This is a genomic window from Sporosarcina sp. P18a (assembly GCF_002743135.1).
GTDB lineage: Bacteria > Bacillota > Bacilli > Bacillales_A > Planococcaceae > Sporosarcina.
This window is the reverse complement of the sequence record NZ_PDYQ01000001.1, coordinates 151619-177358: the sequence shown is the minus strand read 5'-3', so window position 1 is coordinate 177358 and position 25740 is coordinate 151619. Positions and strand designations below refer to the sequence as shown.

General features: G+C 41.3%; 21 protein-coding genes and 1 other annotated feature. Of the genes, 5 read left to right on the top strand and 16 right to left on the bottom strand.

Annotation, left to right across the window (positions count from 1 at the left end):
- Positions 1 to 339 precede the first annotated feature (339 nt).
- The 4 genes from CSV75_RS00900 to dat form a co-directional block, all read right to left on the bottom strand.
- Positions 340 to 1185 carry a YtnP family quorum-quenching lactonase gene (locus CSV75_RS00900; protein WP_099674370.1) on the bottom strand — a complete coding sequence of 282 codons (846 nt, stop codon included), beginning with the start codon at positions 1183 to 1185 and terminating at the stop codon, positions 340 to 342.
- Between the two features lie 116 nt (positions 1186 to 1301).
- Positions 1302 to 1952 (bottom strand): tRNA (guanosine(46)-N7)-methyltransferase TrmB, encoded by a 651-nt coding sequence (gene trmB / locus CSV75_RS00895; RefSeq protein ID WP_099674369.1) that lies wholly within the window; start codon positions 1950 to 1952, stop codon positions 1302 to 1304.
- A 36-nt stretch (positions 1953 to 1988) separates the two neighbouring features.
- Positions 1989 to 2960 (bottom strand): nuclease-related domain-containing protein, encoded by a 972-nt coding sequence (locus tag CSV75_RS00890; RefSeq protein ID WP_099674368.1) that lies wholly within the window; start codon positions 2958 to 2960, stop codon positions 1989 to 1991.
- On the bottom strand, positions 2944 to 3828 hold the full coding sequence (gene dat / locus CSV75_RS00885) for a D-amino-acid transaminase (RefSeq protein ID WP_099674367.1): 885 nt from the start codon (positions 3826 to 3828) through the stop codon (positions 2944 to 2946). Before dat ends, CSV75_RS00890 begins: the two co-directional genes overlap by 17 nt.
- Positions 3829 to 4206: 378 nt before the next feature.
- Here dat and CSV75_RS00880 point away from each other — a divergent pair, with 378 nt between their 5' ends.
- Positions 4207 to 4428, top strand: a complete 222-nt coding sequence (locus CSV75_RS00880; protein WP_099629597.1) for a DeoR family transcriptional regulator — start codon at positions 4207 to 4209, stop codon at positions 4426 to 4428.
- A gap of 51 nt (positions 4429 to 4479) precedes the next feature.
- On the opposite strand, the gene CSV75_RS00875 is transcribed toward CSV75_RS00880, so the two are convergent.
- Positions 4480 to 5211: a pseudouridine synthase gene (locus CSV75_RS00875; protein ID WP_099674366.1), complete on the bottom strand. Its 732-nt coding sequence runs from the start codon at positions 5209 to 5211 to the stop codon at positions 4480 to 4482.
- A 3-nt stretch (positions 5212 to 5214) separates the two neighbouring features.
- The gene (locus CSV75_RS00870) at positions 5215 to 6831 is read right to left on the bottom strand and encodes a putative polysaccharide biosynthesis protein (protein WP_099674365.1); all 1617 of its coding nucleotides are present in this window, start codon (positions 6829 to 6831) and stop codon (positions 5215 to 5217) included.
- Between the two features lie 151 nt (positions 6832 to 6982).
- Here CSV75_RS00870 and CSV75_RS00865 point away from each other — a divergent pair, with 151 nt between their 5' ends.
- Positions 6983 to 8248, top strand: coding sequence for a BaiN/RdsA family NAD(P)/FAD-dependent oxidoreductase (locus CSV75_RS00865; protein WP_099674364.1), 1266 nt, complete (start codon positions 6983 to 6985; stop codon positions 8246 to 8248).
- Between the two features lie 182 nt (positions 8249 to 8430).
- Here the strand turns inward: CSV75_RS00865 and leuS are convergent, their stop codons facing one another.
- The gene (gene leuS, locus CSV75_RS00860; protein ID WP_099674363.1) at positions 8431 to 10845 is read right to left on the bottom strand and encodes a leucine--tRNA ligase; all 2415 of its coding nucleotides are present in this window, start codon (positions 10843 to 10845) and stop codon (positions 8431 to 8433) included.
- 78 nt (positions 10846 to 10923) lie between these two features.
- Positions 10924 to 11141, bottom strand: a binding site (T-box leader).
- Between the two features lie 146 nt (positions 11142 to 11287).
- Here leuS and mnmL point away from each other — a divergent pair.
- Positions 11288 to 12241, top strand: a complete 954-nt coding sequence (mnmL, locus tag CSV75_RS00855) for a tRNA modification radical SAM protein MnmL/YtqA (RefSeq protein WP_099674362.1) — start codon at positions 11288 to 11290, stop codon at positions 12239 to 12241.
- A gap of 1 nt (position 12242) precedes the next feature.
- On the top strand, positions 12243 to 12851 hold the full coding sequence (mnmM, locus tag CSV75_RS00850) for a tRNA 5-(aminomethyl)-2-thiouridylate-methyltransferase MnmM (protein WP_099674361.1): 609 nt from the start codon (positions 12243 to 12245) through the stop codon (positions 12849 to 12851).
- Between the two features lie 38 nt (positions 12852 to 12889).
- Here the strand turns inward: mnmM and CSV75_RS00845 are convergent, their stop codons facing one another.
- The 6 genes from CSV75_RS00845 to CSV75_RS00825 form a co-directional block, all read right to left on the bottom strand.
- Positions 12890 to 13615: an SDR family NAD(P)-dependent oxidoreductase gene (locus tag CSV75_RS00845; RefSeq protein WP_099674360.1), complete on the bottom strand. Its 726-nt coding sequence runs from the start codon at positions 13613 to 13615 to the stop codon at positions 12890 to 12892.
- A 17-nt stretch (positions 13616 to 13632) separates the two neighbouring features.
- A complete protein-coding gene (locus CSV75_RS16170; RefSeq protein ID WP_158231554.1) occupies positions 13633 to 13776 on the bottom strand; it encodes a hypothetical protein in 144 nt (47 codons plus the stop codon).
- 109 nt (positions 13777 to 13885) lie between these two features.
- On the bottom strand, positions 13886 to 14551 hold the full coding sequence (locus CSV75_RS00840; RefSeq protein ID WP_099672540.1) for a 3'-5' exonuclease: 666 nt from the start codon (positions 14549 to 14551) through the stop codon (positions 13886 to 13888).
- Between the two features lie 68 nt (positions 14552 to 14619).
- Positions 14620 to 16548, bottom strand: coding sequence for a DUF294 nucleotidyltransferase-like domain-containing protein (locus CSV75_RS00835; protein ID WP_099674359.1), 1929 nt, complete (start codon positions 16546 to 16548; stop codon positions 14620 to 14622).
- Positions 16549 to 16776: 228 nt separating this feature from the next.
- Positions 16777 to 18324: a solute symporter family protein gene (locus CSV75_RS00830; RefSeq protein WP_099674358.1), complete on the bottom strand. Its 1548-nt coding sequence runs from the start codon at positions 18322 to 18324 to the stop codon at positions 16777 to 16779.
- A gap of 13 nt (positions 18325 to 18337) precedes the next feature.
- Positions 18338 to 18664: a DUF485 domain-containing protein gene (locus CSV75_RS00825; RefSeq protein WP_099674357.1), complete on the bottom strand. Its 327-nt coding sequence runs from the start codon at positions 18662 to 18664 to the stop codon at positions 18338 to 18340.
- Positions 18665 to 19109: 445 nt separating this feature from the next.
- Here CSV75_RS00825 and CSV75_RS00820 point away from each other — a divergent pair, with 445 nt between their 5' ends.
- Positions 19110 to 19775, top strand: coding sequence for a GntR family transcriptional regulator (locus CSV75_RS00820; RefSeq protein ID WP_099631513.1), 666 nt, complete (start codon positions 19110 to 19112; stop codon positions 19773 to 19775).
- Positions 19776 to 19825: 50 nt separating this feature from the next.
- On the opposite strand, the gene brnQ is transcribed toward CSV75_RS00820, so the two are convergent.
- The 3 genes from brnQ to CSV75_RS00805 all read right to left on the bottom strand — a co-directional run bounded on the left by brnQ (position 19826) and on the right by CSV75_RS00805 (position 25733).
- Positions 19826 to 21208, bottom strand: a complete 1383-nt coding sequence (gene brnQ / locus CSV75_RS00815; protein ID WP_099674356.1) for a branched-chain amino acid transport system II carrier protein — start codon at positions 21206 to 21208, stop codon at positions 19826 to 19828.
- Between the two features lie 299 nt (positions 21209 to 21507).
- Positions 21508 to 24582, bottom strand: a complete 3075-nt coding sequence (locus tag CSV75_RS00810; protein WP_099674355.1) for an AAA family ATPase — start codon at positions 24580 to 24582, stop codon at positions 21508 to 21510.
- Entirely contained in the window at positions 24579 to 25733 is a 1155-nt protein-coding gene (locus tag CSV75_RS00805; RefSeq protein ID WP_099674354.1) for an exonuclease SbcCD subunit D, read from the bottom strand. Before CSV75_RS00805 ends, CSV75_RS00810 begins: the two co-directional genes overlap by 4 nt.
- Positions 25734 to 25740: the final 7 nt, after the last annotated feature.

Sequence of the window (25740 nt, the reverse complement as noted above, 5' to 3'; positions counted from 1 at the left end):
GTCTCTATTTTAAAAGGTGCTTCTGCATACAGAAAAAGACAAACCCCTCGTAATAGGGACCTGTCTTTAGTACTTAATTTTTAACATAAACGTCCTAAAATCAGAAGATAACACCAGTTGATCGTAAGTGGAAGGCGGCGACTCCCGCGGGAATAGCAATTACTTCTGCGATTATAAGCGAAGCGTTATGAGCATGAGCCTTGAGACCCCGCAGGTAGCGAAGCGGACGAGGAGGCTCAAGCCATGCCCGCAGGAAAGCATCTGCCTGGAACGTCGATCAACGGCGCTCTCTAGCTCACCAATAACTTGAACTTGTACTTAAACCCAAACGTCAGATTCTCACCGAGTACGAGGCAAGCTATCCACAATAGTCTTTCCATCTTCACTAAACTTCGCCATACGATACATCGCATCGTGATAGAAAATAAACCCATACTCATTTGGAAGCGCTTCCTTCATTAAGCGCTCTTTTGCAAAAATCGAGTCCATTGGATAATCATCATACGCAAGTACCCACAAAGGATTCGTATGTGCATGCGTCGGCATAATATCCGCCATATGAATTAACGTCTCGCCGCCTTGCTCTAGCTTAATTACACAATGGCCGTCACTATGACCGCCCGTATGAATCATCTTAATACCTGGTACTACTTCAATCTCCCCTTCAAACGTCTCAACTTGACTTTGAATTGGCTCCCAGTTTTCTTTCCAATACGTATTGCGTGAGCGAATATTCGGCTCTCTCATTTCATCCCACTCAACTTGTGAAGTATAGATCTTGGCATTTTTAAATACAGACACCAGCTGATCACCTTCCCACTGTGTCAAACCTGCCGCGTGATCATTATGAAGATGGGACATTAACACAACATCAATATCATCAGGCGTCATGCCAAGCTCTTCTAAACTTTCCTCTACACGCGTTTCGGCACGGACACCCAAGTTACGCTTTTGCTTGTCGTCCAACTTGCCTTTTCCGATACCGGAATCAATTAAATAATTTTTATCTTGATATTGAATGAGGATGGGGTCTGTTCGTAGTTCAATTAAATTGTTTTCATCTGTTTCATAGCGTCTTGACCATAGAGCCTTCGGAACGACACCGAACATCGCACCTCCGTCTAAAAAGTTTACGCCTCCGTCTAACCACGTTAGTTTCATATCATGAAAAGTTAGTTGATCCAAAATAATTCCTCCCTACATTCCTTTAGTAACTGTTGTATGGACATTGTACTTTTCCACTGAGCCCTAGAGCTCCAGCAGAAAAGTACAATGTCCAACAGCTTTTAATCTCTTATCGATCAGAATTCGCTTTGATATTGTGCTTCCAGACGATAAATCGGCTGACCTTTACTTGAAAACTTTTCTTCGTACTCGGTTAACACATTGTCATCAGGCATGTTTGCATGTAAATCGAGTGAAACGGATAGCAATTTCATCCCATAATTCGTCATGGAAACAAGGGAATATTCAAACAGCGAACGATTATCTGTCTTAAAGTGAATTTCTCCATTCGTCTTCAAAACACCTTCATATTTCGCTAAAAAATTCGGATGTGTCAATCGACGCTTTTCATGGCGATCTTTTGGCCATGGATCAGAAAAGTTTAAATAGACACGATGAATTTCTGAATCCGCGAAAATGGATTCCAACTCTTCTCCATTAACACGCATCAAACGTAGATTCGAAGGTTTTTCCGCTTCAATCGCTTTCTCTAAGGCGGATACAATGACATTATCGAAATGTTCGATGCCAATATAGTTAATCTCCGGATTAGCTAATGCCATTCCAATGATAAATTGACCTTTACCTGTACCCACTTCAATATGGATTGGCGCATCGTTCCCGAATTCTTCAGTCCAACGATTCTTTTTGCCTTCCGGATCCAAAATTAATACATCTGGATGCTCCGCCATGAAATCTTTAGCCCAAGGCTTATTTCGTAAACGCATAATCAGTACACTCTCTCTTTTTCAGTAAATTCTTTTCTATTGCTCTTCAATGATTTCTTCCGCATCAAACAACCGATTCATCGCTGTAGTTTGTGCATGATCCAATATTGCTTGTGCGGCTTTAAATTGCGTATGTTTCATGGGGCTCGGATTACTGCATAACTTTGTCAGCCATTGTTCATATGTTTTGCGATCAATAGTTGTAACCTCAAACGGAGTACCAGGATAGTCAATATAGCCATTTCTCGATACAATCAGCTTCTTGATCGGGATTTCCACTTTCGCCGCTCTGAAAAATGATGAAACCACTTTCTCCATTCTACTAAGCGCTATCGTTGGATTCAGCACCTTCGCTTGTTCTTCACCGAACTTCTTCAGCCAAAACCTTTCGCCACTACCTATGTACGCAGCCATCCTTTCATCTTCTAGCACTGTGATGCAATAGCATGTAGTAGGAGCTAATAAGATGATGTCCAACTCGACAGGTGCCTTATTGACTTTGACGATTGGATAATAAAGCAACAAGAAGCTATCAGGTAAACGCAGTGTCAGTTGCTTCAACAATGGATCAGAGAAATACTTTGGATCTACACGGGATCGGTCATACAATGTAGAACTAGCCCACTTTAATTGGAATTGAAACAATTGATCCCGATAGGCTCTTTTTAACTGTTCAACATTCGAAGGTTGACTTGAAATAGAAGCTTGAAAATCCCAATCATTCTCTTGATCTTCTACCGCTTGTTCAGAAATAGCGGACGCTTGTGTCAATTCCACATCTGGTTGTTTACGCCATTTTTTGAATAATACCGTATACCATTTCGAAGGCACTTCCACATCCTTAGAAAAAGTAGCCGCTTGCTCCGCATATATATCCACACCGTGCTCCCATTGTTTTTTAATACGTTTCCATTGGTAGCGCTTCAGACGGATGAATTGTGTCGGATAACGGGTTAGATCATTCTCGTACCGCGAAATATAATCCGCAAGTTTAATTAGCTGGGCCATTTGATTCTCTTTCCTTATGATGACCAGCCGCCACTAACTTCGGAATTTGTGCCTCAAATGCTTCTTGTAACTTTCTCGTCAACGGCCCCGGAACTCCTTGTCCTATAGGTTGCTGATCTATAGTGATAACCGGTGTGATTTCAGCATTCGTAGACGTATAGAAAAATTCATCCATTTTTAACGCTTGTGGCAATGTGAATTCTTCTTCTTTAACTGGAATCGCTAACTTCTCTGCTATTTGCAACACGACACGACGGGTAATTCCGTTAAGAATGAAATGATTGGCAGGATGTGTATACAGGATACCGTCCTTAATACCAAATGCATTGGAAGATGAGCCTTCACGTACTAACCCATCCCGCACAAACAATGCTTCTTGACATCCATGATCAAACGCCTCTTGTTTCGCCATGACATTGCCAAGCAGATTCAAACTTTTTATATCACAACGAAGCCAACGCATATCTTCAACAGACTTCATCGCGGCACCTTGTTGAAGAATTTGCAAAGGACGAGCATTTTCCACAGCGTAGCCAATCATGACAGGCACACTGTTTTCTGGGAATTGATGCGCACGTGGCGCCACACCGCGAGTGACTTGTATATAAATATGGCCAACAGATAGTTGATTATCCGACTGTAGCTTTTGTACGATTTCAAGTAACTCATCGATTGTATACGACAGGTTCACACGAATTTTCTCTGCACTCTCGAGCAATCTCTCCAAATGTTCTTTCGCTGTGTACAATGCGCCATCGTATACTTTAATTACTTCATATACTCCATCGCCAAAAACATACCCACGATCATTCACCGAGACGTTCATTTTATCTTCTGTTAGGTATTCCCCATCTTTGAAATAGATCACACAACCGCCACCCTTCCTATATGAAACCTCAAGCCAAATTACCGCCAGTTTCCTCTTTTTCTATTTTCACATGTTTATGGCATAAAATCAATTAGACCTTATTAGAGTGAGAGCCATTTTTTCTATTTCATCTCTTAAGAACAGCTAACTCGGTAACTAGTAAACTATTTATTCTAATTTATTCAAAAGTATAAGCGAAAACATGTGCGCTTTTATATAAAATACGTTATACTACTATTGTCAGAATCATTCACTTATTATTCTGGCATAGCGTAGATAAAAGGAGCGAATCAGGAAAGGTAAAATCAAAGAATACCCCAACAATCTTCTTTTGAAATGTTGGCGTGAAAATATGAAGATGAAGGAGTGGTTTCTTAAATGAACCCAGCTACCGATCGCATGTTAATTCGTATCAAAGATGTCTATCTGTTCATTCGGGATAACGGAAAAGTAACAACGGAGGCCGTGGCGGAGGAATTCAATATTTCACCCCGCACTGCACAACGTGACTTAAATGTTCTGGAGTACAATGAATTGATTAAGAGCTCAGTCCGCGGCGAATGGACGACGACGTCCAAGAAAGTGAAATTATCTTCCTGATGTAGCCTCCTATATACAAATTTACAACGCAAAAAGGCTGATGCTTTTGCATCAGCCTTTTTGCTTGGAACGATCTACTTCTTTTAGTTGTAGCAATTCCGCATCTGTTAACTCACGGTATTCACCTAGTTCCAATTCTGGATCCAATTCAAGCGGTCCCATCGTTAACCGCTTCAAATACACCACTTTTTTTCCTACCGCTTCAAACATCCGCTTCACTTGATGAAACTTACCTTCTGTAATCGTCAGTTCAATCTCCGACTCTTCAGCAGAATGCAATATGTGTAGAATGCCAGGCTTCGTTGCATAGGCATCATCTAAAATCACTCCGCGCGCAAAAGCTTCTGCATCTTCTTCTGTTACCATTCCAGCCACTCTCGCATAATACGTTTTCGGCACTTCTTTCTTCGGTGACAATAAATTATGCGCCAGTTTCCCGTCATTTGTCAGAAGTAATAATCCTTCTGTGTCTTTATCCAAGCGACCTACCGGAAACGGTTCGAAATGCCGATCTTCGCCCGCAAGCAAATCAACGACTGTTTGATCACGGTGATCTTCTGTCGCAGACAAGACACCAGGCGGTTTATGCATCATTAGATAGATGAATTCTTTATACAATACTTCTTCACCTAACAGGGAAATCGCATCGGAATACGGGTCCACGTGCTGAGCAGGATCTTTCATCACTGCCCCATTGACCCGAATCATTCCTTTTTTCAACAGTTGTCGAACTTCTTTACGTGAACCATAGCCGGTGTTTGATAATAATTTATCCAGTCTCATTGATTATCCTCCAAGTCCAAAGCGTCTCATCATACGTGTTAGACGATCTCCAAATAATTGTTGTGCAAGTCCTGATTTGATAGCCAAGAATCCATAAATCACCATTCCAACACCTGATCCTATCATGACATACAACAGGGCTTGCCAGCGTCCTACTGGAATGTGCGTCATATTCAAGCCTTTATTCGTCAGCCAAACTCCAGCAAACATCACTGCGTTGAAAGCCACTATTAAAAACAAACGTCTGATGACCATTTCAGATTTATAATTCAATGCTTTTTTAATGACGTACAAATTGATACACACTGCTACCGAGTAGCCAATGGCGGTGGCGATAATTGCGCCGTTCACTTCAAACAATTTAATCAGCGGAATGTTGATGAGCATTTTCACTAGCAATCCGAGCAATGAAGTGAAGACAATCCATTTATGATGATCAATTCCTTGCAAGATGGCAGCCGTTACGGTGAACATCGCAAATAGAATCGCTACCGGTGCGTAGGAAGCCAAGACACTCGCTCCCGCTACATCGTACTCATATAAGAATTGATAGACTTCACTGTTTAAAACAATTAACCCAATCACCATTGGAATCGTCAAGAACAGCATGATCTGATACGTTTGATCGAGTGATCGTGTGACGCCCTTTTGATTGTTAGACGTATAATCCTTTGTGATAATGGAGATGAGCGCCATAGAAAATCCAGTTGCGACCATCACGGGAATCATCACAATCTTATGTGTTAAAAAATTCAGCTTTGTTAAATATAAATCAGATACACTTGAAAGCCCGATTGATTTCATAGCGCCGTTAAATGTAATCATGTCGACGAATTGATAAATTGGATTAATCGTTCCGACCAATACAAATGGCAATACGTACGCGAGGACTTCCGTATAAATTTGTTTCAACGACACCGAACTCGCTGGCGGACTATTCGATAACAAATAATCAAATTCATCCTGATATTTTCTCCAGTAATAGTAAAGACTCCATAACCCGGCGAGTGCTCCAATAAACGCAGCAAACACGGCAAACTGGACAGCGATTTTCGGCGATAGATCCAGTACATTGACGACCACAAAAGCTCCGACGAGCACAACAATGATGCGTACAATCTGTTCAATTAATTGGGAAACAGAAGTCGGTTCGAACTTTTGATAACCTTGCAAAAATCCACGGGCGATACTAAGTAACGGTACTGCCAGCAAAGCAAAGCTGACCCAACGAATGACAGTTGCAATATCTTGAACCGTGAAAATCTGTTCTTCATCTTTGATGACGAGTTCCGCAATCGGATTCGCTAGGAAGAACAACGCAAGAAATGACAGCAGGCCCGTTAAAGACATGACGAGCATGCCCGATTTCATTAATTTCCGTCCGGTCGCATAATCACCTAACGCATTGTATTTAGAGACAAACTTTGAAATGGCGAGCGGAGCCCCGGATACCGCGACCGCCAGTGCTAGATTGTAAGGTATGTATGCATATTGATAGAGACCGACACTCTTTTCTCCAACGATTGCATAAAACGGAATTACATAGAGTAAGCCGAGTGCCTTCGATAAAAATAAGCCAATCGTTAAAATGGCCGTGCCTTTCAATAAATTTGATGCCATAATTGATTCCTTCCATTCCTAAAGAGATTCTTGTATAGTTTACCCCTCGACACGCTTTTGCACAATCTTTATCTAAAGTCCAAATCAAAAAGCAACCATGCCCTTATGGTGTATAATGAAAGACAAAATGAAATGAAAGAGTGGTTCTACAATGTATGATGTAATCGTAATTGGTGGCGGACCTTCAGGGTTAATGGCCTCCATTGCAGCAGCCGAACAAAAAAAGCGGGTTTTATTGATTGAAAAAGGACGTAAACTTGGCAATAAACTTGCCATTTCAGGCGGTGGTCGCTGTAACGTCACAAATCGACTGTCACAAGAAGAAATCATCAAACATATTCCGGGAAATGGCAAGTTTTTATATGGACCGTTCTCTGTCTTTAACAACCAAGATATCATCCACTACTTCGAAGGCCTTGGCGTTCCGTTAAAAGAAGAAGATCACGGACGGATGTTTCCCGTTTCAAATAAGTCAAAAGATGTCATCAACGCCCTATTAAATCAAATGGATGAACTAGGCGTGGACATACGATTGGAAAGCCGAGTACAGAAATTATTAATGGATGATGAAAAGGTTCTCGGTGTTCGGTTAGAAGACGGTGAAGAAGTACGCGCACATGCAGTAGTCGTAGCAGTTGGCGGCAAAGCCGTTCCACAAACAGGCAGTACGGGAGACGGATACCCTTGGGCTGAACGGGCGGGCCATACCGTAACGACATTGTATCCAACAGAAGTTCCGTTGCTGTCACGCGAACCATTTATTGTCTCAAAAGATTTACAAGGACTTGCGTTACGTGACGTCAAAGTGTCTGTATTGAATAAAAAAGGGAAAACGCTTGTTACCCATCAAATGGACATGCTCTTCACCCATTTCGGATTAAGTGGACCCGCGATTTTACGCTGCAGCCAATATGTGGTCAAAGAGCAGATGAAGAACGGCAAACAGCCTGTCTTGCTGCAAATTGATTCACTACCTGACCAACATGAAGAACAATTGACACAAACCATCGCAAAAATTTTAAAAGATGAACCAAAAAAACAAGTGAAAACCTCATTGAAAGGTCTCGTGCCTGAACGTTGGTTGCTATTTTTATTGAAGAAAGCGGAAATCGAGGAAACCGAAATCGGCATAGATATTAAGCGTGAGGCTATACGTACACTCGCAAAGCTTCTTAAGACGTTCCCTGTACATATTACAGGCACACAACCGATCGAGAAGGCATTCGTTACGGGCGGCGGCGTTTCAGTAAAAGAAGTAGAACCAAAGACGATGGCATCACGTAAAAAAATCGGATTGTTCTTCTGTGGAGAGATTTTAGATATTCACGGCTATACGGGCGGCTATAATATTACTGCCGCTCTTGTGACAGGACGCCTGGCGGGAATGAATGCGGGATTATTGGGTCAAACGCAATAATAGTATGAGCGTTTGAACGTCTACTTAGAGCGGTTGAGACGTACGATAGAGCGCTTACCCTGACCGATTCAGCACTTCACCAACAAAATAAAGCATATAGTCCATAAATATGATAATCACAAAACCCATTCTACAAAAAAAAGCCGATTGGAGAAAATCTCCAACCGGCTTTCTGCATTTCATTAACCCGCTACAATATTTACAAGGCGTCCAGGAATCGCAATAATCTTCTTCAATTCCTTACCTTCCATCCACTGCTTCACGTCTTCGTTTGCCAAAGCCACATGCTCTAACTCTTCTTTCGAGCTATCTTTGGCTACAGTAATTTTCGCACGAATCTTACCGTTGATCTGTACCGCTACTTCCACTGTGTCATCCGATAATTTTGTTTCATCAAATGTCGGCCACTGTGCATAGGCAATTGTGTCCGTGTGACCTAATTTTGACCACAGTTCTTCAGCCAAGTGTGGCGTGATAGGTGAAATTAACAGAAGGAATCCTTCAATATAGGCTTTTGGCAACTTTTCTGCTTTATAGCTTTCATTGATGAATACCATCAATTGAGAAATCGCTGTGTTATTGCGCATGGCTTCGTAATCTTCCGTAACTTTTTTGACTGTCTGATTATAAACCTTCTCTAAAGGTCCGCCAGTTTCATCCGTCAATTTATCTGTCAATGTATCGTCTTCATTGACGAGCAGACGCCAAATACGGTCGAGGAAACGACGAGATCCGTCTAGTCCATTTGTAGACCATTCTTTTGACGCATCCAGTGGTCCCATGAACATTTCATAAATACGCAATGTGTCTGCACCGTGTGAATGAACGATATCATCCGGATTGATGACGTTACCTAGCGACTTAGACATTTTCACATGTCCTTCGCCTAAGATCATCCCTTGGTTGAAGAGCTTTTGGAACGGCTCTTTCGTTTGTACAACACCAATATCGTACAATACTTTATGCCAGAAACGAGCATACAATAAATGCAGAACTGCGTGCTCCGCTCCCCCTACGTAGATATCAACCGGCAACCAACGCTCAGCCAACTTCGGATCGATGATCATATCATCATTATGAGGATCGATATAACGCAAGTAATACCAGCAGCTTCCTGCCCATTGTGGCATCGTGTTCGTTTCACGACGACCTTTCATACCTGTTTCTGGATCGACGACATTGACCCACTCCGTAATATTTGCAAGTGGTGATTCACCTGTTCCGCTTGGCTTAATATTATCGGTTACCGGCAACATCAACGGCAATTCCGCTTCATCGACAGTAGTCATCGTGCCATCTTCCCAGTGGATAACAGGAATTGGCTCGCCCCAATAACGCTGACGAGAGAATAACCAATCGCGCAGACGATACGTAATTTTGCGTTCGCCCGTGCCATTCTCTTCGAACCATTCAATGGACTTTGCAATAGCTTCTTCTTTCCCTAATCCATTTAGGAAGTCCGAATTCACGTGCTCGCCTTCTCCTGCATACGCTTCTTCTTCAATATTTCCGCCTGCAACAACTTCCACAATCGGTAAATCGAATTTTTTCGCGAACTCATAGTCACGCTCATCATGTGCAGGAACTGCCATGATCGCCCCTGTACCATACGTTGCCAGTACGTAATCCGCGATCCAAATCGGCATTTTCGCACCACTTGCTGGGTTGATTGCATATGCCCCGGTAAATACGCCTGATTTGTCTTTTGCCAAATCCGTACGCTCAAGATCACTTTTTGATTTTACGGATTCAATATATTTTTCTACTGCTTCACGCTGTGCATCGGTAGTGATCGCACTGACTAATTTATGTTCAGGAGCCAACACTGCATACGTCGCACCAAAAATCGTATCCGGACGTGTAGTAAATGCTTCGAATGAATGCTCAGTGTCCGCAATTTCAAACGTTAATTGTGCGCCTTCCGAACGACCGATCCAGTTGCGTTGCATATCTTTGAGGCTTTCAGGCCAGTCCAAATCTTCCAAGTCTTCTAACAGACGATCTGCGTATTCCGTAATCCGCAACACCCATTGGCGCATTGGACGTCTTTCAACTGGATGATTTCCACGCTCAGACAAACCGTCGATAACTTCTTCATTCGCCAGTACCGTTCCTAGCGCTGGGCACCAGTTGACCGCTACTTCATCAATATACGCTAGACCACGTTTATATAGTTGAATGAAAATCCACTGCGTCCATTTATAATAGCTTGGATCCGTTGTATTGATTTCACGAGACCAATCATATGAAAATCCAAGATCTTGCATTTGGCGTTTAAATGTAGCAATATTCTTCGCTGTGAATTCAGCTGGATCATTTCCTGTATCAATCGCATACTGCTCAGCAGGCAATCCGAATGCATCCCATCCCATAGGGTGCAATACGTTATATCCTTGCTTACGTTTAAATGCACTTAAAATGTCTGTCGCGATATAGCCAAGTGGATGCCCAACGTGCAGACCCGCGCCTGACGGATAGGGAAACATATCCAATGCATAAAATTTAGGCTTGGATGGATCGTCAACCATTTTGTATGTATCATGATCTTTCCAATACTTTTGCCACTTTTCTTCAATTTGCGTGTGCTTATAACTCATGTCAAAAACTCCTCCAATATGATTCGATTTCTTTTCTTGCATTGGTGCGTACAGATAAAAAAGACTCCCGTCCCTCTATAAAGGGACGAGAGTCTATATAGTTTCCCGCGGTACCACCCAAATTGACGGACTACGCCGTCCAACTTGATTCCTTAACGCGGAGTACGGTATTAGTTACAAGTATTCACCAATACAGGCTCAAAGGCGAGTTCGTTCCCCGCTAATACAGACTTGCACTAGCCGTCTGCTCTCTAAAAAGTAGCGTAAAAAGTACTATTCCTCATCATTGCCTTCATTATTTTATTCAGTTTACCCGAAACGCACGCTGAATACAAGCCTTCCCTGTTGCTTTTTGTCGTAAACTCAATCGTTCCTGCGATTTGTTATGTGATATCACTGTATATTCCATGGTACAATGTCTGATGTAAAGGAGCTGTACAGAATGAATGAGATCAATCTTCCGTTTCCAAGTGAAGGGAAACGATACCATACATGGTCAAGACATTTGAAGGATACATTCGGTTGCAAAATCGCCAAAGTAGCGCTTGACGCAGGGTTTGACTGCCCGAATCGTGACGGTACTGTTGCACATGGTGGCTGTACGTTTTGTAGCGTGGCGGGATCAGGTGATTTTGCAGGAGATCGCGTAGATGCAATTGAAGTTCAATTCGCTGAAATCAAAGAACGTTCCCAGCGAAAATGGAAAGATGCGAAATACATGGCCTATTTCCAAGCCTATACGAATACACACGCCCCTCTTCCTGTTCTAAAAGAAAAGTTTGAAGCCGCGTTGGCACAAGAAGGCGTTGTGGCATTATCGATCGCCACCCGTCCTGATTGCCTGCCTGATGATGTAGTCGAGTATTTAGCTGAACTCAATGAACGTACCTATCTATGGGTAGAACTAGGTTTGCAGACTGTTCATGAATCGACTGCAAAACTCGTCAACCGTGCGCATGATTTCGAATGCTATAAAGAAGGTGTCGATAAGTTACGTAAACACAATATTAATATTTGTAGCCATATCATCAATGGCTTGCCTGGTGAAACTGAGGAAATGATGATGGAAACCGCTCAAGCAGTTGCCGAACTGGATGTACAAGGGATCAAAATTCATTTACTACATTTATTAAAAGGAACACCTATGGTAAAGCAATACGAAAAAGGCAAACTGGAATTTTTAACGAAAGAAGCGTATATCAATTTAGTAGTTGATCAACTGGAAATCATGCCTCCCGAAATGATCGTGCATCGCATTACAGGTGACGGCCCAATCGATTTATTAATTGGACCGATGTGGAGCGTCACGAAATGGGAAGTCCTGAATGGAATTGATGAAGAATTGGAAAGACGTAATAGTTGGCAAGGGAAAAAACATCTGCAAGAGGTGAAATAATGTGACAAATATATTACTGCACCGCGTACTGCCGATTGCGAAACGGCTAATTACTGAACGCGTGCAGCCTGGAGATACAGTTGTCGATGCGACCGCTGGCAATGGCAATGACACCCTTTTCTTAGCGAACTTAGTTGGGGACGAAGGACAAGTTTTCGCATTTGATATTCAGCAGCAAGCACTTGAGACAACGGAGCGACACCTTGGTGAGCTAGCGAATCGCGCTACACTCATTCATGACAGCCATGCGAATGTCCGCCAATACGTGCAAGGTGAGATTAGCGGCGCTATGTTCAACTTAGGATATTTACCATACAGTGAAGATCTTAGTATTATCACGACGCCATCTTCCACGATTGCGGCAATCGATGCGTTACTATGTTTGCTGAAAAAGTCCGGAATTATTACAATCACTGTATATGATGGACATGAAGGTGGAATTGAAGAACGTGATGCACTGCTTGACTATGTTTCGACACTGCACCAAGGTGATGTGCATGCGATCCGCTACGAATTGCTAAATCAGAGAAGAAACCCTCCGTTTCTACTTGCACTCGAGAAAATGAAAGATTTTACGGAAGTGCGGAAGTTAGAAACCGGAGAATCATAAAAACCCGTCGCCACAAGTAAAGTGGCGACGGGTTTTTATCAATCAAATTGACGAATATCTGCAATAGGGTCGATTTCCAGGAAGTCCACTTCGTTCACAAATCGCACGAGTTTTTCTGCCGTTTCAGAGGCTGAACTTAACTGGCCTTCCCTCTTATATGTCTCGAACCTTTTCAAGTGTGGAAATTGTTGTTCAGATGAGGAACGAATCGTCTCCTGCATACCCGTATCGATAATTCCTGGCGCGATGGAAACAATCCCTGTTGGATAGTCTGCCATCTTTTGCTCCAATGCAATGACACGTGAAAACTGATCGAGTCCAGCTTTCGTCGTACAATAAATCCCCCATCCTTCATACGCACTGCGGCCTGCACCGGAAGAGATATTCATGATCTTTTTCGTTCCCTTGAAGTCTTTCAATGAATCGATAAATACATTCATTAATTGAATCGGTGCCGTTAAATTCACTTTAATGGCTTGCTCCACTTTCTGAGTGTCCAATGAACCTACCAAGCTAATCGGATCCACTATACCGGCGTTGTTGATCAGCGTGAAAGAACTAGCATCCTCCAGATGTTGACTAACTATGCCCCCAAGAATGGCAGTTGCTTTTTCACAGTCCATGAGATCTACTTCATACATTGTGTGTAGCTGATCTGGATTCGTCCGTGCCAAACCATAGACGGTTGCCCCTGTTTCTGTAAATTGGCTAAGTAATTGTTGACCGATTCCTTTTGATGCACCTGTAATGATGATGATATCCATATGTATCTACTCCCTTTCTATACAATGTAGCTAATTAAAGACCCTATGTATGTCGTTGCTTCTTCCACAGTCTTATTCGGTAATTCAACAAACAATATCCAGCAATACACTGCAATAGCCAATATAATGACGATCAATAAAATCGCTTGACGTTTATTCATAACTCCACGTCCTCCACCCATTGTGCAACTCTGTAATTTCTACTATACCACAACAACGAAATAAGCCCGCCACTCAAGTTTCATTGAATGGCGAAGCCGATAACTGAATTTACGTTTGAGAAACAAATTTTTGTGCTCCACCATTTTTAATTCGTAGTAAATCCGCCAATGTCTTCACGCCTTGACGATCAAGTTTTCTAAGTAGTGCCGTGAATACATATGCCGTTGTCAACGCATCGCCTAATGCACGATGTCGTTCGAACACTTCTGTGCCGAATAGACGTGCATAATCTTCCAAGTCCTGTTGCTCACCTGTAGGATCCAAATAATTAATCAAATGCATCGTATCGAATGATGTAGGGGTTTGAAATGTACATTTCTGACGGCTTAATTCTTTTTTAATCACCATTTCATCAAAACTGACATGATGTCCAACCCAGCCCGCACTTTTATGTTTTTCTATAAAGGCAAAATATTCTTCAATAGCTGGAAGAGGCATAGGGGCATGGTCCACTTGTGACTGCTGTATAGTGGTCAGCTTGCTGATGATAGGAGGAATATCTCTTGACGGATTCACAAATGTTTGAAATACATGATCCGTAACCTCAAATCCTTCAACTTGTACGGCACCTATCTCAATCATTCGATCGTCTGCACCAATTGCAAAACCAGTAGTCTCTGTATCAAACACTGTGAAATTCATATCTTGCAGCGGCGTATTTAGCTGTATTGATTGTTGTAATTCATACGTTAATTTTTTCTTCTTCCAAAACATGATATCGCCCCCTACCTATATAGTACAATATGCGCGAATTTTGTACAGGGACCTTTATCTATACTTTCTTAAAGTTTTGATAATAAATGTGATTGAAGTGCTCTGACTGTATCTAGCGTTGTACGCAATTCGTTTAATTCCCATCTTCTTAGTTTGCGCAAGTCGATTTCTGTAGAAATTTTCTCATCTCGTAAGTGTTTCTCCCACGACATGGAAATTCTCATACTTAAAGATATTTCATATGCATGACGAATTTCCTCCGCAAAGTCTTTCGTGATTTTTCTCTTTTTCTGCAAAGCTGAGATAATCTCAAGAGGTGTTGCGTTAATGATACCATTGCTGACTCCTAAAATTTGCAAACAATGATGAAGCGGGAATAGAGCATGTTTCTTAATATCAATTACATCTGCTTTACTGCGTCCCCTGAAAATAGTCAAAAAGTTTTGTTGCAATTGTGGTATTGGTTTCTCTTTTTCCTGTTGTGCCATATAGTAAATAAATGTAGCTGATTTTCTCAACAAATCTTGAATCATTAGAACAAAGCGATCATTGACAGTAGTTTCACCGTAGAGAAAACGGAATGACAGGAAGTTGTAACCGAGCAAGATCTGTTCAGGTGTAGACCGTAGCGCCCACTGGCGAATGCGTTCGTGCCAAATTGCCATCGTGCCACGCCACTGCGATTCACTCGCCATCATGAATCCGATACATCTAGTATAGCCTGCTTGCTCAAGGTGAACGACAATTTCGTTGCCAAGAAGTTCGAAATAGTTCTCTACTTGCTCGGATTCCTCTCTCGATACATCTTCATAGACAAGGAAGTGATCCTGATCGGTCAGCATAAACTGCTCTCCACGTGCACCACTGCCCATCTGGTACCAAGCAAATGCTACAGGCGGTGTTCCTTTCCCTTGATCCTCAAGTGATTGAACAGCCAGCATAACGCAATGCTTCGCTAAACGATCATAGAACTTTGTAATGATTTCCAGTGTATGGATGGTTGAAATTTCATCCTGAATTAAATTGGATAACACATCGTAAATTGCCGCTTTAACGACAGGCAAATTTTCAAAGGAAGCTTCTTCTATCGTTTTTAAGATATTCATCGAATTACGATCGCGTTTCGTCATCAATGTAGCAAATGTCACAATACCGACAGGCTTCCCTGCTTTAACTACTGGCAAATGCTTGATTCCATATTTATAAAATTTAGTCAAGGCCTCGTAATAATAATCAGTAACCTTGACCGTATGCGGTTTTTTCGTCATGACATCTTTCGCCTTTAATCCGATTGCGGAACCACCACCCGCTATCACTCGTTCAACCAAATCTTTTTCCGTCACGATTCCAAGCAACTTGCCAGACTGGTCTGTAACAATTATAGAGCTAATGGAGTGTTTAATCATCAACACAGCTACTTCTTTCGTTTCTGCCTCCGCATGAATTGTCACGACTGGACTGCTCATGAAATCCTGTACACGACGGACATACGGTTCACTCTCACCATATTCATCAGCCAAACGCACTTGTTCGCCTAATGAGGTATAGACATTCGCCAAACGAATCGACATTTTACGTAAGACATAATCCCGCACATGTTGATCGTCCATCCGATGCTTAATCACTTCATACGGAACTTGGAGACAAACGGAGCCCTCAGCCACGACCATATCAATATGATGTTTATCAAGCGGTCGGTCCATTTCCCCTAAGTAGTAAGCAAAGTTGGAAAAGCCAATGACTTCATTTTCTTGAATAAATTCTAGTGTGACTGAGCTGCCATCTTGCCCCTCTATTTGAACCTCGGCGGACCCTTTCAACACGACGAGTAAACCTTCCTGAGGTGTTTTGAAATAGTTAGATCTCTCCGCTTCTTCATACATCTTGAGCTTACATTCAAGTAATAGCTGATCAAATTCCTTTTCTGACGTGTTCATAAACAACGGATTTCTATGAATTTTATCATACCAATCCCGATCTTTTACCATCTTCAGCATTTCAAAACCTCCTATTCATATTGACCATCACGAGATCTGACTCATATTATTCAAATCCAAATGTCATCAGTACCTATCTACTTACATTCAATAGTCTTTACGCAAGAACTGTCGACATAAGATCAATGCCTTATCTAACTACATAATGTATCCTTTAAATAAAAAATGATTCCCTCTTCTGTCGTGCTTGTAGAAGAGGGAACCATTGGTTGAATATCAAGCTAATTATTAAAGATCAAGCTCTTTGTAGCCAGTTTCCGCTTTGAAACGAACTTCTGCATAAGAAACTTCATCTTTCTCATGTCGCTTAGAGCTAACAAGTGTACCAATCCAAGCAGCAAGGAAACCTGCTGGTACGGAAACGATAGCCGGGTTAGCATATGGGAAGATTGGATTACCAGTAATAAGAGTAGCTCCCTCAACTGGGTTCATGACTGATGGACTGATCGCAACAAGAACTAGTGCAACGATTAGACCTGTCAACATGGAAGCAACAGCACCTGTCGTGTTGAACTTCTTCCAATAAATAGTTAATAGAATAGTTGGTACGTTTGCAGATGCAGCAACACAGAATGCCAGTGATACTAAGAACGCAACGTTCAACTTTTCAGAACCAAGTGCAAGAAGGATAGAAGCAACACCGATTGAGATAGATGCCCAACGTGCAGCTGCAACTTGTTGTTTCTCGGTTACATTACCATTTTTGAAGATTTGTCCGTAAATATCGTGAGCGATTGCAGAAGCACCAGATAGTACAAGACCTGCAACAACTGCTAGGATTGTCGCAAATGCAACAGCTGCAACGAAGGATTCTAGTGCGTCCCCTCCAAGAACTCCAGCCAACATTGGTGCTGCCATGTTCCCCGCAGCGTTTTCTGCGATGATTGCATCCGCTCCAACGAATTTAGCTGCGCCAAATCCAAGGAAGATTGTCAATACATAGAAGATACCAATAATCCATACAGAATAAATAACGGAAGAACGTGCTGTTTTCGCATCTTTAACTGTGAAGAAACGCATTAAGATGTGTGGAAGACCAGCAGTACCTAAAACCAATGCAATTAATACAGAAATAAGTCCAATTGTGTCTTTATACACAACCCCTGAGTGAAGGAACGCTTCACCATGTGGAGTAGCCGTTTTCATGACCTCAAACATACTGATAAAGTTGAAGTTAAACTTCATAAGTACCAAGAAGGAGATAATGATTGTACCCATCATAAGAAGAATTGCCTTGACAATTTGTACCCAGCTTGTCGCGGTCATTCCACCGAATAGAACGTAGATTAACATCATCGTTCCAACGATTAGAACTGCCATCCAATACTCGATACCGAATAATAATTTAATAAGCGCACCTGCACCAACTAATTGTGCAAGCATGTAGAACATTACGATTGTAATTGTGTTCAACGCTGCTGCTCCACGCACTTTCTTAGCGCCGAAACGAGCACCGATCATATCCGCCATCGTAAACTTACCTAAGTTACGTAGTGGTTCAGCAATTAAGAATAAAACAACGAGATAAGCCGTTAACCAACCAATACTGTAGTAGAAGCCGTCAAATCCGTTAAGTGAAATTGCACCTGCGATACCTAGGAAAGATGCCGCGGATAAGTAGTCACCAGCAATCGCCATACCATTTTGCCAACCTGTTAATGAACCACCGGCAGTATAAAAGTCACTTGCTGTAGTCGTCTGCTTTGCCGCCCAATATGTAATGTAGAGTGTCAGCGCGATTACAGCGAAGAATATAACATATGAAATCCAACTCATGAACACAACCCCCTTATTTTAAAACGTTTTTCTCTATAATCTTGTCCACTTCATCATCAAAATGTTTTGCCTTATTCATGTATATGGACGTGAATACCCATACCATTACGAACATGGAGAATGCATAAACCCAAGTCCACGTCATTGCACCAATTGCAGGTGATTCTAAAACTTTTGTATAACCAGTTAATAGTGGAAGAATAAAGTACGCTGCGAAGAAGAAAATAACAAAAGGTGTAGCGAAGTTCTTTTTCCGTTTTACAAGACCCTTAAAGTCTTCTGTTTGAACAAGTTTTTCATAATCCATCGTGGATTTCCCACGTGCCACTTGATTAGTCATTAGTTAATCCCCTTTCTATTTTATATAGCGTAGTAAATTAGTTCCTAATCCCCCCATCTCACTGAAACCGCTTTCATCATCAAGTTGAAATGATAATATGTTACAGCGTATTCGGATATAAATTTGTTATAGTACACATGTAAACGATACCAAACATTTACTAGATTTGCAATAACATTTTTAAAGATTCGTAAAATTAAATCTACTGAGAAAGCAAATCATGTATAGACATTAATCTATCAAATATAAGCAGAAACTACAAGAACTTTTTGCATTTATCATACACTTTTAAAAATCCAAATCTTATAACAATTCCTAATTATTTCACTGCACTGTGCAAAATACTGTTAAACAACAGGAAAAAGTTGTAGTATACTGTATATTGGTTATGAGTGAAATAAACATAGTGGGAAGACTACTTTTTGGAGAAAGATGGTGTGAAAAATTGCCTATACCAACTAACCACGCACAACCCATACGAAAGACTGCTAAAGAGAGTGCATTTAGTCAACTCCAGAAATGGATTATCGATGGAACTTTACAGCCCGGCGAAAAACTAAATGACGTTGAATTAGCAGAAGCACTTGGAGTGAGTCGCACGCCTATACGTGAGTCACTACAATTATTAGAAGTTCAAGGATTTGTTCAAATGTTTCCAGGTAAAGCAACACAAGTGACAGACGTAGATCGGGAATCTATATCGGACTTACTCCCGCCACTCGCTGCGCTGCAAGCATTATCAGCTGAACTTTCCATACCAAACCTAACCGAAAGTATTATTAGGAAATTGCGGGAAACGAATAAGAAATTCGCGCTAGCAGTTGAAAAGGAAGATTATTTTCAAGCTTTGAAAACCGATGAAAAATTTCACCAAATCATTGTGGACACAGCTAATAATCCATATATTTCTTCAATGCTTGTCTCATTACAAGCTCATGTGCGTAGACTTTTCTTTCATAATTCCATTATACTAACGGAAAAATCGATTGAAGAACATGACCAGATCATAGATTTAATGAGTAAGCGTAATGGTGAGCAAGTTACTAAAGTTATGAGGGAAAATTGGTTGCGCGCGATCGAGGAGTTTCGTTCGATTGAAAAAGTTGATTGATAAATAGAGTAGAAAACAGGATTCGACCTAAATCGGATCCTGTTTTAATTTTATGCTTTTTCTTTAGTAAAGATATTTTGGACACCTTGCCCTCTTTTATTGTGTACCACCGCCACAATAGCTGTTACGACAGTCACAATCAATACAGGAACTAACCAGCCGACACCTTCTGTATAATATGGAATGTACGCTGTATATGCCTCCTCTACAGTCTCAAGCCAATTCGGCATGTCCTTCTCTACTAGTGAGTAGAACTTCACAAGCGCTTCAACGAAACTGACGAGAAAAGCCGTTACAGTCGCTGTTCGATATACCAAGCTGGATTGATGGAATAAAGGGCCGGTGAATGTTAGCAGGATTAATACCATGGCCAGTGGATACAGTAGAACCAGTACAGGAATTGAGTAATTGATAATATTCGCTAGACCGAAATTCGCTACGACCAAACAGAATAGTGAAAAGAATACTACAAAAAGTTTATAGCTAACTTTTGGGATGATTGCATGGAAATACTCGCCACATGCAGTTAAAAGCCCAATAGCCGTTGTTAGACAGGCAAGCATAATCACAACTCCGAGTAACAATAGTCCTGTCGTACCGAATAAATAAGAAGAAGTTTCGCTTAACACGGAACCCCCGCCATCCAGATAGCCAAATAAATCAACCGATGTAGCACCTAAATACGCAATACCTATATATATAATGGCTAAAAATCCGGCTGCCACAAATCCTGTCTTAGCCGTGGAAGTCAATATTTGTTTTTTACTAGTAATGCCCATCCCACGCAATGCGTTGATGACGATGATTCCAAAAACTAGAGAGGCTAGTGCATCCATCGTATTGTATCCCTTAAGAAAACCTGTAAAGAATGGTGTTTCATTATAAGGGGCTTGCGAAACTTGCGCACTTCCCATTGGATTAAGAAGCGTCATACCAATTAAGCCAATCAATATAATAATGATGAGTGGTGACAAATATTTACCGACTCGATCAACGATCTTTGCAGGATTCAATGATAGCCACATGCTAATACCAAAGAACACGAGTGTAAATAAAAAACGGGCAATATCAATAGGGAAACCATGTAAAAATGGAGCAACACCAATATCAAATGCCACAGCCCCTGTTCGTGGTGCTGCAAAAAACGGGCCAATCGTCAAGTAAAGTATTGCTGTAAATAGAACAGCGTAGACTGGGTGAATTCGACTTGCCAAGTCTTGCAAATCTTTCTTGCCAGAGAAACCAATAGCCAAAATACCTAAAAAAGGCAAACCTACTCCAGTAAATAAAAAGCCAGCCATAGCTTTCCACGTTTGATCTCCAGCCAGCTGTCCAAGCTCGGCAGGAAAAATTAAATTACCTGCACCAAAAAATAAGGCAAATAGCATAACCCCAATAACAAGACTTGATGAAAATGATAGTTTGTTCTCCATATGTATAAAAATCCTCCCAAAGTCAACAGCTTTAATTTGTATGCAATATATTGCGTTCCCTTATATTACTCTTCTCAATTTGGAAAATCAACAGCCAGTCAAATCATTTAACTTTTGTCTATATTGTCAACTTACAGACTATTCACCAGGACCCACAATGGATTTTTTAAAAATAGAAAAAACTGACCTCCGTAGAGATCAGTTTGGATTGATAAGATGATTAAGTGAAAAGACGTGTATTGGATAGTTTGTGAATTCCATTTCAAAGTCGATTAGCTACGTCTTACTCCCCCGGCTAATCAACTCAGTACAAATTTCGTTTTGCTGTAACCTTCTCTCCATTTAGTTACTTGCAATGTAGCAGGAATAGCCTCTTTCATTTCATCGATATGGGAAATGATACCGATCATTCTCCCTGACTGCTGAAGCGCGATGAGTGTATCTATAGCTTTTGCTATAGCCTCTTCATCCAATGCGCCGAATCCTTCATCAATAAACATCGTCTCCATACGTACAGCGCCTTGGAAGCTTTGAATGACATCTGCCATACCCAGCGCCAAACATAAAGAGGCATTAAATTTTTCACCGCCTGATAGCGTTTTAACGTCTCGTGTCTGCCCTGTATATGCGTCATGAACATCTATACCTAAGCCACTTTGTTTCCCTCTAGTTTCTTGACGGTCACTACGGACGAGTTCATATTGTCCATTTGAAAGATCACGCAGGCGAATATTCGCAGCTTGAATGATGCGCTCCAAATACTCGATTTGAATATAGCGCTCAAAGGAAATTTTCAAATGGTTTTGACCACGGATTAGATCGTAGAGATTCACAATTTTTCCATATGTCTTTTCTAACTCGGCTTCCTTAGATTTGCTATTTTTTAATTCATTGTATAGATCCTGCGCTGCTTGTTCCCGTGCTTTTGATTGATTGCAGAGAGCAAACGCCTCTTCATATTGTGTTTTCATTGTTTCAACCTCGTGCTCCATCACTTCCATATCCGTTCGCTGTTTGCCATCTACAGACTTCTTGAGTTCTTCTACGGATGATTGTAATGTATGAAGCGTTTGGGCGAACACTTGAAGTTGTTGCTGAATAGCCTGACGCTTTGAAGTCGGCAGTTTCACTTGCCTATAATTCTCTTCCGAGGTAAAGCCTTCTTCTGTCAGCCGTTTTGTAAAGGAAGCTGAACTATGGTCTACCTTTGCTTTCATATCTGCTAAGGACTTCTTCTCCAAAACCTCTCGGGATTCACATTTTATTTTCTCAGTTGAGGCGTCTTGTAATTTCTGTTGAATCGTTTTCCAAGCACTTTCAAGTTGTTGACTTATTGTTTCTTTAGATGTAATTTGTTGTTGCAATGCGGATAGTTCCTGTAGATTTTCAGGAACCTTCGTTAGTGCATAGTTATAGAGAGCTCGTTTCGTTTCAAGCTCTGCTTTTGATTCATTGCGCTGCTGTTCCAATGTATTCAGTTCTTTAGTGAGTTCATCCATGGCCTTCTGCGCTTGGTTTTGTTGGTCTTTCTTTTGTTTCAACGACTCTCGCTTATTTCTAAGGACAGCTACTTTTTCCGTCAAATCTGCCTGTTCTTTTTGATGATCACGATTCAAATCTACTTGTTGCTCATCCAATTCAGCTTTACTTAATTCAATACGTTGCTTAAGTTGTTGCAATTCCGCCTGCTTAGTATGGAAAGTCTGTACTTTATTCGTTAACTCTAGTTTAGCTGTGTCTAATTGTTGCTTCGATATGTGCTCGTCTTCTGCAACTTCGGCTTTAGCTGGATGGTCGACACTACCGCAAACTGGGCAAGACTCTCCGTCATGAAGTGAAGCAGCAAGGGCTACCGCCTGATTACTAATCCAACGATTTTCAAGAGCTTGATAGACAACTGTATACTGCTCTACTTGTTGCTTAGCGGTTGTAAAATGTGTTTCCAGTTCGTATTGTTGTGTAAGCTGTTGCTTGTATAAAGCCACTTGCTTTGCGACGGCTTTGCTAGTTGAAAGTTGATCCACCAACTGTTCGTAGTCTTCTAATGAAGTTTCCAATTCACTAATTTCATTTTTCTGCACGGTCATGGCTTCTTTTTGTTGCTTTGCTGCTTGCTGATTTCCTAGCAAAGATTTCTCTACTCGAACTACCGTGTTCGTAAGTTCCTCTAACACTTGACGTTGTTCTGCGAGTCCGGATACGATTGGAAGTAAATTTTTTAGTGTAAGTAACTGTTCTTTTACTTCATTTCGCTCAGATTCCTTAGCTAGTTCCTGTTCATAAGAAGCCTTTGCCGACACTAGCTTTCTCTCCGCATCAGCGAGAAACGTGACAGTTTCAGAATATCCTCGATCTTTTTTCTGCCATTCCATTACATTAGACTTCACTTGTTGTTCTAAATCTTCTAATCTCGCGGCCCGTTCTGCTTGCTGCAATTGCTGTTCAAGACTTTTCATCTCTGGTTGTTTCGCCTGCAATCCATCTAATTCTTTTTGGCGTTGCAGCAACTGAGCAAATTGTTCATTAATTGAACGAGCTTCATGTAATTCTTGTTGTTTTTCGTTATGAACTTTATAGAGTCTAGTATATTCTTTATGAGTTTCTTTAGATTGTATCTCATGATAGGCATGTTCTTGTTGAAGACCTACTAGAAGCTGATGGTAGTTGGGGTACTCTGATTGTAATTCTGTAAATAATAAAGAGTCGCGCGTGGGTAACTTCGCTGGTATTTGATGAAGAATCGTGTCACCCAATTGTTTTTCACGAAGATATTCCGCATTCGCTTCTTCTTTTTTTACTTTTAACTGTTCTACGATCTTCTGGTACGGTTCCGTTTTAAAGATTTTCCGCATGATGGCTTCCTTATTTGCCGTATCGGATGTTAAGAATTTGCGAAATTCCCCCTGAGGCAACATCATGATCTGACTAAACTGTGCGTGCGTAAAGCCTAGCAACTGTTCGATCTTTTCATTTACCTCCGTAACAATTTGGCGATCTACCGCCGGAACGAATTGCTCGTCTTTTTCTTCAAATAATTCGCAGCGTCCTAACGTATCCGATTTATTGCCTTTTTTTCTGTAAGGAATCTGACGCACGACACGAAATCTCCGCTTATGGATATCAAAAGTTAACTCTACAGTCGTCTGCATGTCATCATGCGCAAACTGACTGCGCAACGCTTTTGTGTCAGTGCGATCCTCTCCACTTGCCTGTCCATATAATGCGAAACAGATGCCGTCAAAGATTGTGGTTTTGCCAGCACCCGTTTTTCCGGAAATGACAAATAAACGATGATCTTTCAAATCACGAAAATCAATAACTTCCTTATCTTTATACGGTCCAAATGCTGTCATCGTTAATATAATGGGTTTCATGCACGTTCTTCCTCCTTCATAACGTCCCACAAAACTTCAGCGAATAACTCTTTCGTTTCTTCGTCTACTTCTTCGCCTTGAAGTTCTTTAAAGAAGGAAGCAAACATTGCTTGGTCGTCTTCTTTTTTCTCAACATTCACTGTTCCGCCAAGACTGTCTGTAGAAGAAGCAAAAAGTTTACGTTCTACATGCATGGCATTCGGAAAGACAGAACGGATTTTCTCCATCGGTTGTATGACTGGTACCGTATCAAGCAACTTGACGAACACATAGTCTTCATTGTGAGACATCATTAATAGATCTTCCATCGTTCCTTCAACCGTTCTAACATCATGAAGAGGAGTGAGTAATCTTTTCTCAATTTCCACTGTGCCATTTCTTCCGAGCTCCACAATGAGATACCCTTTTTGATGATTCTCTTCCGATATTGAATACTTTAATGGTGAACCTGAGTAACGAATCGTTTCATTGCCTACGAAATGCGCCTGATGTAAGTGACCAAGCGCCGTATAATGAAACGGCTCAAACAAATCTGAAGAAACATATTCAGCCCCACCAATCGATAAGGGTCGTTCTGCGTCACTTGTATTCTCCTCTTTCTCACCATGCGTAGTGATGAATGCGTGACCAACGAAAACATGTCGAGCATCCTGATCCATAGACTTCTCTATACGCTCGATGATTTTCTTCATAGCTTGTTGATGACTGGAAATCGACTCATCTTCGAGCAAGTGACTAACAACGGAAGGATCCGCGTATGGTACTAAATGAAAATAGACATCACCATAGGGGTCTTGAAGCTTGACTGGCGACAAGTTCGGGGACAATTCTCCTGTTATGTATAAACCTTGGTCTTTCATGAAGGTACTTCCAAAATGAAGACGGCTAGGGCTATCGTGATTTCCTGCAATAGCGATGACAGGTATTTTTAAATCGATAACAATCTCCTGTAGAACTTCATTCAATAAACCTACCGCTTCAGTTGGCGGAATTGCGCGATCATACAGATCTCCCGCTATAATGACCATATCCGGTTGTTCTCTCTTTATCTCTTCTATAAAAGCTTGCAATATATAACGCTGATCTTCTGTCATATAGATTCCTTGGACGAGTTTACCGAGATGCCAGTCTGCGGTATGAAAAATTTTCAAATCGATT

What these genes read in the sequence shown, in the direction of transcription:
- trmB (WP_099674369.1), bottom strand. Translation starts at nt 1,952, where the DNA reads ATGCGTTTACGAAATAAGCCTTGGGCTAAAGATTTCATGGCGGAGCAT.
- CSV75_RS00890 (WP_099674368.1), bottom strand. Translation starts at nt 2,960, where the DNA reads ATGGCCCAGCTAATTAAACTTGCGGATTATATTTCGCGGTACGAGAAT.
- CSV75_RS00880 (WP_099629597.1), top strand. Translation starts at nt 4,207, where the DNA reads ATGAACCCAGCTACCGATCGCATGTTAATTCGTATCAAAGATGTCTAT.
- CSV75_RS00875 (WP_099674366.1), bottom strand. Translation starts at nt 5,211, where the DNA reads ATGAGACTGGATAAATTATTATCAAACACCGGCTATGGTTCACGTAAA.
- CSV75_RS00870 (WP_099674365.1), bottom strand. Translation starts at nt 6,831, where the DNA reads ATGGCATCAAATTTATTGAAAGGCACGGCCATTTTAACGATTGGCTTA.
- CSV75_RS00865 (WP_099674364.1), top strand. Translation starts at nt 6,983, where the DNA reads ATGTATGATGTAATCGTAATTGGTGGCGGACCTTCAGGGTTAATGGCC.
- leuS (WP_099674363.1), bottom strand. Translation starts at nt 10,845, where the DNA reads ATGAGTTATAAGCACACGCAAATTGAAGAAAAGTGGCAAAAGTATTGG.
- mnmL (WP_099674362.1), top strand. Translation starts at nt 11,288, where the DNA reads ATGAATGAGATCAATCTTCCGTTTCCAAGTGAAGGGAAACGATACCAT.
- CSV75_RS00845 (WP_099674360.1), bottom strand. Translation starts at nt 13,615, where the DNA reads ATGGATATCATCATCATTACAGGTGCATCAAAAGGAATCGGTCAACAA.
- CSV75_RS16170 (WP_158231554.1), bottom strand. Translation starts at nt 13,776, where the DNA reads ATGAATAAACGTCAAGCGATTTTATTGATCGTCATTATATTGGCTATT.
- CSV75_RS00840 (WP_099672540.1), bottom strand. Translation starts at nt 14,551, where the DNA reads ATGTTTTGGAAGAAGAAAAAATTAACGTATGAATTACAACAATCAATA.
- CSV75_RS00835 (WP_099674359.1), bottom strand. Translation starts at nt 16,548, where the DNA reads ATGCTGAAGATGGTAAAAGATCGGGATTGGTATGATAAAATTCATAGA.
- CSV75_RS00830 (WP_099674358.1), bottom strand. Translation starts at nt 18,324, where the DNA reads ATGAGTTGGATTTCATATGTTATATTCTTCGCTGTAATCGCGCTGACA.
- CSV75_RS00825 (WP_099674357.1), bottom strand. Translation starts at nt 18,664, where the DNA reads ATGACTAATCAAGTGGCACGTGGGAAATCCACGATGGATTATGAAAAA.
- brnQ (WP_099674356.1), bottom strand. Translation starts at nt 21,208, where the DNA reads ATGGAGAACAAACTATCATTTTCATCAAGTCTTGTTATTGGGGTTATG.
- CSV75_RS00810 (WP_099674355.1), bottom strand. Translation starts at nt 24,582, where the DNA reads ATGAAACCCATTATATTAACGATGACAGCATTTGGACCGTATAAAGAT.